At 72.7% G+C, this 11,430-nt stretch carries 6 protein-coding genes; 4 read left to right on the forward strand and 2 right to left on the reverse strand.

The genetic code is table 11. The features are described 5' to 3' along the window. Positions 1 to 143 precede the first annotated feature (143 nt). Entirely contained in the window at positions 144 to 1,382 is a 1,239-nt protein-coding gene (locus GAS53_RS53280; RefSeq protein ID WP_151485044.1) for a serine/threonine-protein kinase, read from the reverse strand. Between the two features lie 181 nt (positions 1,383 to 1,563). Beyond that, positions 1,564 to 3,234, reverse strand: a complete 1,671-nt coding sequence (locus GAS53_RS53285; RefSeq protein WP_151485045.1) for a serine/threonine-protein kinase — start codon at positions 3,232 to 3,234, stop codon at positions 1,564 to 1,566. A gap of 424 nt (positions 3,235 to 3,658) precedes the next feature. Between GAS53_RS53285 and GAS53_RS53290 the strand changes: the two genes are divergently transcribed. The 4 genes from GAS53_RS53290 to GAS53_RS53305 all read left to right on the forward strand — a co-directional run bounded on the left by GAS53_RS53290 (position 3,659) and on the right by GAS53_RS53305 (position 11,321). After that, a complete protein-coding gene (locus GAS53_RS53290) occupies positions 3,659 to 7,318 on the forward strand; it encodes an FHA domain-containing protein (RefSeq protein WP_151485046.1) in 3,660 nt (1,219 codons plus the stop codon). Positions 7,319 to 7,653: 335 nt separating this feature from the next. After that, on the forward strand, positions 7,654 to 9,048 hold the full coding sequence (locus GAS53_RS53295) for an ABC transporter substrate-binding protein (RefSeq protein ID WP_151485047.1): 1,395 nt from the start codon (positions 7,654 to 7,656) through the stop codon (positions 9,046 to 9,048). A 9-nt stretch (positions 9,049 to 9,057) separates the two neighbouring features. Then, on the forward strand, positions 9,058 to 10,410 hold the full coding sequence (locus tag GAS53_RS53300) for a carbohydrate ABC transporter permease (protein ID WP_151485048.1): 1,353 nt from the start codon (positions 9,058 to 9,060) through the stop codon (positions 10,408 to 10,410). 107 nt (positions 10,411 to 10,517) lie between these two features. After that, a complete protein-coding gene (locus tag GAS53_RS53305; protein ID WP_151485049.1) occupies positions 10,518 to 11,321 on the forward strand; it encodes a carbohydrate ABC transporter permease in 804 nt (267 codons plus the stop codon). Positions 11,322 to 11,430: the final 109 nt, after the last annotated feature.

The following is an 11,430-nucleotide window of genomic DNA, read 5'->3' on the forward strand; positions in this document are numbered from 1 at the left end:
CAGTTCCCCGCGCCCCTTACGGGGCCCAGGCCTCACCTACCCAGGGGCGCGGGGAACTGCGCGACCAGCCCCCACTCACCCGCACCCGGCACATCACCGCGAACCCCCACACCACCGCCCGAAGCCGACAGACAAGGCAGTCGTCACGGTGTCGCAGGCGCCGAGTTCTCCGTGTCCGAAGGTGTCGCGCCCGCGTCGTCCCCCGACGCGGCGAGCCACGTGCCCACCCCTACGGCCGCGACGAGGGCCGCCCCCGCCACCCCGAGCGTGATCCGACGCCGTCGGGCTGACGCGCGGTGGCGGGCCGAGCCCGGCCGTGGGGCACCCGCGGCGCGCGGCGCGCGGGCCGTGCCTCGGGCGCCGCCCGCCAGCTCGTCCGGCCCGGGCACCCGCATCGACGTGTGGGTGTCCCGGTTCGAGTCGGGCGCGGCCCCGGGGACCAGCGGAACGGCCCCACGACGGACCCGCTCCCGCGGAGCCTCCGGTTCCGCCGCCGGTGCGTCCTCATACCCGGCCTCCGCCTCGCTCTCCGGCTCGTCCACGTCCAGCGGCGGCATCCCGGCCAGCAACGGCAACTGCTCCCGCAACCGCTCGCCCAGTTCGGACGCCCGCAGCCGGGACGCCGGCGCCTTCGCCAGACACTGCACGATCAACTGCCACAGCTCTTCGGGAATCCCGGGCAGCGGGACCACGGTCTCGGTGACGTGCCGACGCAGAACCGCCCCCGGGTGCCCGCCGCCGAACGGCGTGAATCCCGCGAGGAGCTCGTACAGCACGGTCGCCAGCGCGTAGATGTCGACGGCCGCCCGGGGAGGCAGGCCCTCGATGATCTCCGGGGCCAGGTAGTCCGGCGTACCGATGATCTTCGTCGCACGGGTCCGCCGCGGCGAGTCGATGAGCTTGGCCACCCCGAAGTCCGTGAGGAGCGCGGGATGTGATCCACCAGGTCCGAGGGGTCCCTGCATGTCGAGCAGCACGTTCTCGGGCTTCACATCGCGGTGGACGACTCCCGCGGCATGGGCGGCGGCGAGTCCGTCCGCGACGTCGGCGACGATCGCGACGGCCGCCTCGGGCGCGAGTCGCCGCTCCCGGTCGAGCCGGGTCCGCAGATCCGTGCCGCGTACGAGATCCATGACCAGCGCGAGATCGTTGCCGTCGACCACGAGGTCCCGTACCGAGACGACATGCGGGTGGTCGAGGCCGAGCAGAGCCGTCCGCTCCTGGACGAAACGGCCCACGAGCTCCTGGTCGGACGCGAGGTCCTCGCGCAGCAGCTTGATGGCGACGGGACCCTCGGGACCCTCACCCAGCCACACCGTGCCGGCGCTGCCCCGCCCCAGAATCTGGTTCGCGGTGTACCGGCTGCCGATCTTCCGTACCAAGACTGCTCCTACGGACGCGTGTTGTCGCTAAAACTACGCGCCCGTAGCGCCAACCTTCGCTTCGGAGGCAGAAATCACCCCCCAGGTGTCGACAAATCCCCAGAACCGCACCGCGGTTCTGGGGATTTCAAGGGGCAATCTCCTGAAACACCTGAAAAGGCTTACTGCCACCTAAAAGGGCTTACTGCCCGGATCCTCCGCCCAGGTCCTCGATCCACCCGGAGACATTGCCGTACCAGTCCGACAGTTGCTCCCAGTACCCCTTGGTGGTCCCGATCCAGTCCTGGAGCGGGCTCAGCTCCCAGATCAGCCAGCTGGCCACGAACAGGATGATGATCGTGAACAGGCATCCCTTGAGGCATCCGAGCCCGGGGATCTTCATCGGGTTGGCGCTGCGCTGCCGCGGCTGACGGGGCTCCCGCGGCGGCCGCGGCGCGGGCTGCTGGGGCTGCTGCGGCGCGGGCGCGTACCGCTGGGGCTGCTGCTGAGGGGCGTACCCCTGTGGCTGCTGCGGCGGCTGGCCCTGCGGATAGCCGTACCCGGGCTGGTTCTGGGGCGGCCGCTGCTGGGGCCGCTGGCGCGGCTGCTGCGGCTGTTGCTGCGGGCGTGCGACCTGCCGCTGCGGACGCCGCCGCAGCGGATCCTGGCTCGGGTCGACATACGACTGCACCTGCGTCGGCTCATTGCGGTCGCGGGCCGCACGCAGCTGGTTCTGCCAGGGGTGCGGTTCCTCGGGCTGTCCGCCGGGCTGGTTCGGCGGCACCGGCGGCATCACCGCGGTCGGGTCGGCCGCGCCACGGTGGGGCAGTACGGCGGTGGGGTCGGCGGCGCCGGTGTGTGGCAGGACGCTGGTCGCGCCGTTCGGGTCGTACGAGCCGGCGCCCTGCGGAAGCACCTGCGTGGGATCGGCGGCCCCGGGGTCGCCCGGCACGTAGGCGGGCGCCGGGTCCGGGGCGAGCAGTACGCCCACGCCCTCGGCGGCGGCGATCTGCGCGGAGTTCGCGTGCACGCCGATGCCCTCGGCGACCGTACGCAGACCGCGGGCGAGGTTCTCGGCGCTGGGCCGATCGTCGGGGTTCTTGCGCAGGCAACGCTCTATGACGGTCCACAAGGGGTCGGGGACCGTGGAGGGGCGGCGCGGCTCGGCGCTCAGGTGCTGGTGCAGGACCTCGAGGGCGGACCCGCCGCCGAACGGCGGACGGCCGGTGACCAGCTCGTACAGCATGATTCCGGCGCCGTAGATGTCGACGGCGGAGGTCTGCGGGCGGCCCTCGGCCGACTCGGGCGCGACGTACGCGGGCGTGCCGACGAACTCGTGGGTGCGGGTCAGGCCCGGGGAGTCGGCGAGGCGGGCGATGCCGAAGTCGGTCAGCATCGGGTGCATCTGGCCGCCGTCCTGCTTGAGCAGGACGTTCGCGGGCTTCAGGTCGCGGTGCACGACGCCGTCGGCGTGGCTGGCGGCCAGCGCGTCGGCGACCTGGGCGGTGAGGAGGGCGGCGGCGACCGGCGAGAACGGCCCGTTCTGGCGCAGGTAGTGATGGAGGTCGGGTCCCTCGATCAGGTCCATGACCAGGGCGAGCAGATCGCCCTCTACGACGAGGTCCCGTACGCGCACGATGTTCGGGTGGGTCAGGCGGAGCAGAACAGAGCGCTCCCGCAGGAACCGCATCACGATGTCCGCGTCGTTGGCGAGCTCCTCCTTGAGGACCTTGATCGCCACCGTCTCGCCCGGCTGGCCGGGCACGGCCGCCTCGGCGCCCGCGGTCTCGCGCTGGCGGGCTCGCCAGACGGTGCCCGTGGCGCCGCGCCCGAGCGGCTCCTCGAGCAGGTACTTGCTGCCTACCGGCCGCACGTCATGCGCTCCCTGCTGCTTGCTTGGCTGATCCGTCCACCGTGGTACAGGTGGTTCCGACCCACTGTAGTGCCGCTGAAGCCGGCACCGGGTTGTCGTCCTGCTGCGGTTTCCCCGGCCCTGCCTGCCCATGCATTACGTAGGGCGTTCCCGTATGTGTTCGATGAAAAGACGCTCGCTTTGGGTGCTTTGGTTGCCGGACCTTGACGTGACCGATCTCAACCGGGCATTGGTCAGGCACTTTTGCGGGCAGAGCCGACCAATCAAGATCACTTGCCGGTGCGGGGCGGGCGTGTTGTCAGTGGCAGGTGCGAGGATGCCTTCAGTACTGGCCGACGTGCCCGTGTGCGGTGGGGGAATCTGCGGTGGGGGACCGCGGGCAGCCCGTCGCGGGCGCCCGCGACAGAAGGGACCGCTGACGGCGATGCAGATCCGGCTGACCGTCGTAGACCCGCTGGGGACGCGCCCCGAGGGACGCCCGGCGTCCTGCGACGTGCTGGTCACAGCACCCGCCGGGACCGCGCTCGCGGCGGTGGCCTCCGGCCTCGCCTCGGCGGTCGGAGGCGAGGGCGCCGGGGTGCTGTACGCGGGAGCGGAGCGGCTGGACGCGCAGCGCTGCACGCTGGGTGAGCCACCTCTCATGGACGGCGCCGTGCTGTCCCTGGGCGCCCCCGCGGAGCCCGGTCCCGACGTCGATCCCGCCGCGGCCCAGCTGCGCGTGGTCGCCGGGCCCGACGCCGGAGGCGTCCATCTCCTGCACGGCGGCCGGATCGACATCGGCCGCTCGGGCGAGGCCGACGTGCCTCTGGACGACCCGGACGTCTCCCGCCTGCACTGCGCCGTGACGGTCGCGGCGGACGGCCACGTCTCGGTCGCGGACCTGGGCTCCACGAACGGCACGACGCTGGACGGCAGACGCGTGGGCGAGCGCCCGGTGCGGTTCACGCCGGGGGCGCTGCTGCGGGTCGGCGAGTCGGCACTGCGGCTCGCCCCGGCGGGCGAGCCGACTCCCGTGCGGGAGACCGCACCGGACGGCGAGGGGCATGTACGGGTGGTGGTGGCGCCGGAGGAGCCCGTGCGGGAGCAGCCGGTGGTGGCACCTCACCCGGCTCCCGGCGAGGCACGGCCCGGAGCCGGAGCCGCGATAGTGCCCCACGCGCGCGACGGACGTGGCGAGAGCGACGCGGGCTCCTCGGACGCGCCCGGTTCCCAGGCCGCGCCTCCCACCGCCGAGACGCATCACGGCTACGGCACGGCCGGGTGGGGTGCCGCCGGAGGCGGGACTCACGGCGCCCAGGCGCACGCGCCCGCCGAACCGCATGTCGTGCCGGGGCAGGGCGGAGCGCCGAGGATCGAGAGCACGGAATCCGGGGCGGTGTCCGAGGAGGGTCCGGACGCCTCGGGTTCCGGTGAGGGCAGGCGGAAAGGCACTCCCCTCCGGGGGACGACCGTGCCGCGCGGAGTGCGCAGACGCGGCGGCCTCTCCGGGTGGGCCCGGCGGCTGACGGGCGGCAGGAGCGACGAGCCGGACCCGGAGGACGACGCGTACGACGAGTACACGCCCCCCTCCGCCGAGCCCCACCCCGAGGGCACGCCCGAGCCGGAGCGGTGGCCCGATCACGCCGCGCTCCTGCTGACCGCGCTCGGCCCGGGCCCTCGGCTGTGGGAGCGCGGGCCAGGCCACCCGGAGACCCTCACGGTGCGGCTCGGTACGGCGGACCGGAGCGCACCCGACGGCTCCGGCCTGCTGCCCGCGGTGCCGGTGACCGCGGACCTGCGGGAGGTGGGGGCGCTGGGCCTGGCCGGGCCGCGCGGCCGCCTCTCGGGGCTCGCCCGCGCGGTGGTGGCCCAGCTCGCCGCGCTGCACTCCCCCGACACGCTGGAAATCACCCTGATCAGCACGGACCGCTCGCGTTCCCCGCAGGAGCGCACGGCCGAGTGGTCCTGGCTCGGCTGGCTTCCCCACCTCCGCCCCACCCACGGCCAGGACTGCCGCCTCCTCCTCGCCTACGACCGCGAACAGGCGACGGCGCGTACGGAGGAGCTGGTCCGCCGTCTGGAGGACCACCTGGCGGAGACGGGCCGGGCCTGCGGGTCCTCCACCGGAGCGTTCCGCCTCGGGGGCGGCTCACCGGACGACAGCGGGGCCTTCTCGGCCGTACGGCAGTCCGGCGGCGAGCGGGAGCCCGGCGCCGAGCGGGGCCACGACGGCGGCGCGGGCGGCCACCCCGGACCCTCGTCCGGTGGCACCCGCCCGAGGCACCCGTCGGACGACGGCACGGCCCTCACCGGAGAGGTCGGCGGTTCCGGCTCCCCGGCGCCCCGGGCCACCCACCCCTCCGCCCGCGACAGCAATACCACCCACCTGGGACTCCCCAGCGGCACCCTCGCCGGTGACGCGGCGGCCCGTGGCCGGGCCCGGCGGCCCTCCTGGGCGCGGTCCGACGATCCGGCGGAGAGCGAGTGGCCCGGTCCTCACACCGTTGTCGTGGTGGACGGGGATCCCGGGTCGGCCGCTGTACGGGAAGCCGTGTCGCGGCTCGCGGCCGAGGGGCCCCAGGCCGGGATCCATGTCATCTGTCTCGCCGAGACGCCGGCCGCGTCGCCCGCCTCACCGGTGACGGACACGTACGAGGCGGCCTGCGCGACCTCGCCGGCGTTCCGCGAGTGCGGGGCCGTCGCGCTGCTCAGCGGGGATGTGGCCACGGCGCTGCGCCTGCTGCGCGTGGCTCCCGGCAAGCCACCGCACGGCGGCTCCTCCAAGACCGCGCAAGGCGGCCCCGTCGGTCACGGCACGGTCGCCGCGGTGGACGCCGTGTCCATGGCGTGGGCCGAGCGCTTCGCGCGGGCCCTCGCCCCGCTGCGCGCGGACGGCGTGGCCGGTGAGCGGCACCCGCGCGTGTCCGCGCCGCTGCCCCAAGCCGCCCGGCTGCTGGACGAGTTGGGCCTGGCGAGGGCGACCCCGGCGTCGCTGATGGCCCGCTGGGCGGACGCGGCCGACGACACGGAGGCGCTCGGCGGCCGGGCCACGGCCGTGCTCGGGGCCGGGCCGCGCGGACCCGTCTGCGTGGACCTCTCGCAGGACGGCCCGCATCTGCTCATCGAGGGCCCGTCGGGCAGCGGGCGTACGGAGCTGCTGCGTTCCGTCGCCGCGTCGCTCGCCGCCGCGGAGCGGCCGGACCGGCTCGGCATCGTGCTGGTCGACGGCCGGGACGGCACGGGCACCGGGGGCACGGCCTCGCGCGGGGACGGGCTCCAGGTGTGCACGGACCTGCCCCATGTCACGACGCATCTGGGCGCCCATGACCCCGTACGGATGCGGGAGTTCGCCCAGTCGCTGTCCGCCGAGCTGAAGCGGCGGGCCGAGTTGCTCGGCCGGCTCGACTTCGCCGAGTGGCACACCCGGCAGGAGGTGCCCGGCCGGGTCGTCGCCCAGCGCTCGGGCGGCTCGGCGACCAGGACCTCCGCGACCGGCTCCGCCTCCGGCGCCGGGGACCTCGAAGCGCCGCCCAGCTCCACTCTCCGGCTGCGTCCCGCCGCGACCCGGACGCGCCCGGACGCGGGGCCGCCGCTTCCCCGGCTCGTCGTGGTCGTCGACGACCTGGACGCCCTGCTCTCACCCGCGCTCGGCTCCCCCGGGCGGCCGGCGGCCGGGTCTGTCGTACGGGCGCTGGAGGCCGTGGCGCGGGACGGGGAGCGGCTCGGGGTGCATCTTGTGGCGGCGACGGGGGGCGGAGTCCGTACGGACGAGACGGAGTTGGCCCGGCGGGCCGCGCTCCGGGTCGTGCTGGAGGCTCCCTTGTCCGGGCCGGAGGAGCCCCAGCCCGGACGCGGTCGGCTCAGCGGCGGGCCGACCGGGCGGTCAATTCCCTTCCAGGGTGGTCGTGTCACGGGCCGTATCCCGCGTACGGCGACGCTGCGGCCCACGGTCGTGCCGCTGGACTGGGCGAGGATGGGGGACCCGCCGGCGCGCAGGCCCGTCCGCGAACTGGGCAACGGGCCCACGGACCTGGCCCTGCTGGCCAGCGCCCTGGAGCGGGCGGCACGGTCGGTGTCGGCGACGGAGGTTCCCTCGCTTCTGTAGCGCCGGGTCGCGGCTCGGACGGTTTTCGCCCCCGCCGCCCCTACCCATTCCCGTCCCCTGGGGGCTGGGGCGTGCCCCGTCAGGGGCGCGGGGAACTGCGCGACCAGCCCCCACCAACCCGCACCCGACGTCGGACGAGCAACCCTGCACACAGAAGCGGGGTCTGGGGCAGAGCCCCACGCGACCACCCCCGCCCAACCCGGACGCACTGGTCACGACGCGGTTACGATCACGCCCTTGACAGCGCAGGCGCTCTTGCCGCCGCCAAGCGTACGGGCGTACACCGGGAGCGCACGGGACAGCACCCGGACGTTCGACGGAGAACGGGGCAAGTCATGCGCAGCAGCACTCTTCGTACACGTAAATCGCACAAGAGGAGCGGGACCGCAAGGGCCGCGGCTGCCGTCGTCGCGGGGGCGATGGCGCTCACGCTCACGGCGTGCGGTGGAGACGACGACAACGGAGGCGGGGGCGGGGGCGGCAACGAGACCGGTGACAGCGCCGCCAGTGTTCAACTCCCCAAGCTCGACGGCCAGAAGCTGGAGGTCGCGGCCGTCTGGACCGGCCCCGAGCAGGACAACTTCACCAAGGTGCTGGACGAGTTCGAGAAGCGCACCGGCGCCGAGGTCAGCTACGTACCGACCGGCAACAACACCTCCACCTTCCTGGGCACGAAGATCCAGGGCGGCAAGCCGCCGAACGTGGCGTTCCTGCCGCAGGTCGGTGTGCTCCACCAGTTCGCCGACAAGGGCTGGGTCAAGCCCCTCGGCGCCGAGGTTCAGGCGCAGCTCGACAAGAACTTCTCGACCGGCTGGAAGGACCTGGGCGCCTACAAGAACAAGCAGTACGGCGTCTACGCCAAGGCCGCCAACAAGTCGCTGATCTGGTACAACACGGCTGCCTTCGAGGCGGCCGGCATCACCGAGGAGCCCAAGACCTGGGACGAGTTCGTCCAGACCGCGCAGACGCTGTCGGACGCCGGTTCGCCCGCGGTCTCCGTCGCCGGACAGGACGGCTGGACCCTCACCGACTGGTTCGAGAACGTCTACCTCTCCCAGGCGGGGCCGGAGAAGTACGACCAGCTGGCGAAGCACGAGATCAAGTGGACGGACCCCTCCGTGAAGGAGGCGCTGACCACGCTCGCCCAGCTGTGGGGCAAGGACGAACTGATCGCGGGCGGCCGGGCCGGCGCGCTGCGCACGGAGTTCCCCAAGTCGGTGACGAACACCTTCTCCGGTGACACCCCGTCCGGGATGGTCTTCGAGGCCGACTTCGTCGCGGCGAACATCAACGCCGACACGAAGGCCAAGATCGGCACGGACGCGAAGGTCTTCCCGTTCCCGGCAGTCGGCGATCAGTCTCCGGTGGTCAGTGGCGGTGACGTGGCCGTGGCCCTGAAGGACGACAAGGCCTCGCAGGCACTGCTGACCTTCCTCGCGTCGACCGACGCGGCCGAGATCTGGGCGGCGCAGGGCGGCTTCATCTCCCCCAACAAGGAGATGGACCAGGAGACCTACAAGGACGACGTGGCCCGGGACATCGCGAAGGCGCTGATCGCCGCGGGCGACGACTTCCGCTTCGACATGTCCGACCAGGCCCCGGCAGCCTTCGGTGGCACCCAGGGCCAGGGCGAGTGGAAGGCGCTGCAGGACTTCCTGAAGACGCCTTCGGACGTCGCGGGCGCGCAGCAGGCGCTCGAGGCGGCCGCCGCCAAGGCGTACCAGGGCTGACGGCAGCCGATGTCGTCGCAGGTGGCGACGGCGGGGGGCCCGGCAGGACCGGTGCCCCCCGCCGGAAAACGCAAGAGCGTGATGGGTACGCGGCCGTGGGTGGCAGGCCTGTTCCTGCTGCCCGCGCTCGTGCTGCTCGGCGCGCTCGTGGTCTACCCGATCGGGTACTCGGTCTGGCGCAGTCTGTACGACGCCGACGGTTCGGTCTTCGTCGGCCTGGAGAACTACGGCGACATCTTCGCGGACGACGCCACGTTCACCGCGGTCAAGAACACCGCGATCTGGGTCGCGGTCGCGCCCGCCCTGGTCACCGGGCTCGGCCTGATCTTCGCCGTGCTGACCGAACGGGTGCGCTGGTCAACGGCGTTCAAGATGGTCGTCTTCATGCCGATGGCGATCTCCATGCTCGCCGCGGGCATCATCTTCCGGCTCGTCTACGAGGCGGACCCCGACCAAGGCGTGGCCAACGCCGTGGTGGTGGGGGTGCACGACACCTTCGCCGAGTCGTCCGTCTATCCCAAGGCGCGCCCGTCCACGGAGAGTGATCTCAAAGCGTCCGGAGGCGGCTCCTTCACGTCCACGGGCACGGTGAGCGCGGGCTCCCCGGCCCTGCTCCCGCTGGTCGGTATCGCCCCGAACAAGCTGCCCGACTCCCCCGGGGACGCCAAGCCCGCCCAGGCCGCGGGCGACGGGGTGTCCGGCACGGTCTGGCTGGACTTCAAGCTGGGCGGCGGTGGCGCGAAGGGCGCCATCGACGCGGGCGAGAAGGCCATGCCGGGCATCAAGGTCGAGGCGGTCAAGGACGGCAAGGTCGTGGCCTCCGCCAAGGCGGGCGACGACGGTACGTTCACGCTGCCGGCCGAGGCCGCCGGTGCCCAACTCCGGCTTCCCGCCTCGAACTTCTCAGCGCCCTACAACGGCGTCGACTGGCTCGGCCCGAGCCTGGTCACACCGGCGGTCATCGGCGCGTACGCCTGGATGTGGGCGGGCTTCGCGATGGTACTGATCGCGGCGGGTCTCGCCGGAGTGGACCGCAACCTCATCGAGGCGGCCCGGGTCGACGGGGCCAACGAGTGGCAGGTGTTCCGCAGGGTCACGGTTCCCCTGCTCGCGCCGGTCCTCATCGTCGTCCTGATCACCTTGATGATCAACGTGATGAAGATCTTCGACCTCATCTTCATCATCGCCCCGCAACCCACCCAGGACGAGGCCAACGTGCTGGCCCTGCAGTTGTACAACGCGTCCTTCGGCGGTGGCGGCGACCTCGGCCTCGGCAGTGCGATCGGCATCGTGCTGTTGCTGCTCGTGCTGCCTGTGATGGTCGTCAACATCCGCCGACTGCGAAGGGAGCGACGACGGTGACCGCACCCTCCGTACCCGTGAAAGAACCCCTGGTGGCCGCAGAGGCGGCCGGTCCGCCGCGGCGCTCGCTGGTCTCCCGACTGGCGAGCGGCGCGGCCGGCGGCGTGATGCGGGTCTTCCTGATCCTCACCGCGCTGCTGTGGGTGACGCCGACGGTCGGGCTGCTCGCCTCGTCGTTCCGCGACCCGACCGACATCGCCGCCTCCGGCTGGTGGGACGTCTTCAGCCGGCCGTCCCAGATCACCACCGAGAGCTACTCGACCCTGCTCGGCAACGAGGACATCACCGACGCCCTGCTCAACACGGTGTGGATCACCGTGCCGGCCACCGCTCTGGTCGTCGTCATCGGCGCCATGGCCGCGTACGCCTTCGCCTGGATGGACTTCAAGGGCCGCGACTGGTGGTTCCTGGTCGTGGTGGCGCTGCTCGTGGTGCCGGTGCAGGTGGCCCTGATCCCGCTGGCCGACCTCTTCGGCGACCTCGGGATCTTCGGCAGCATCATCGGTGTCGTCCTCTTCCATGTGGGCTTCGGCCTGCCGTTCGCGATCTTCCTGCTGCGGAACTTCTTCGCGGAGATCCCCCGCGAACTGCTGGAAGCCGCACGGCTCGACGGCGCGGGCGAGACCCGGCTCTTCACCACGGTGATCCTGCCGCTCGGCGCACCCGCCATCGCGTCGCTCGGCATTTTCCAGTTCCTGTGGGTGTGGAACGACATGCTGGTGGCGCTGGTCTTCTCGAACACCGGCTCACGGCCGCTGACCGTCGCGCTGACGGAACAGACCCGGCAGTTCTCCGGCAACATCGAGACGCTCGCGCCCGGCGCGTTCATCTCGATGGTGATCCCGCTGGCCGTGTTCTTCGCGTTCCAGCGGCAGTTCGTGTCCGGTGTGATGGCGGGCGCGGTGAAGTAACTCCGGGGACAGCCGGGTTGGAGCACTCGGCATACACCCGTGGAGGGGCGGGCCGCCATCGGCCCGCCCCTCCACGTTCGTCCGGGGTCCCCCACATGCCGCATTCGGC

The sequence above is a fragment of the Streptomyces albicerus genome, assembly GCF_008905045.1.
GTDB classification, from domain to species: Bacteria; Actinomycetota; Actinomycetes; order Streptomycetales; family Streptomycetaceae; genus Streptomyces; species Streptomyces albicerus.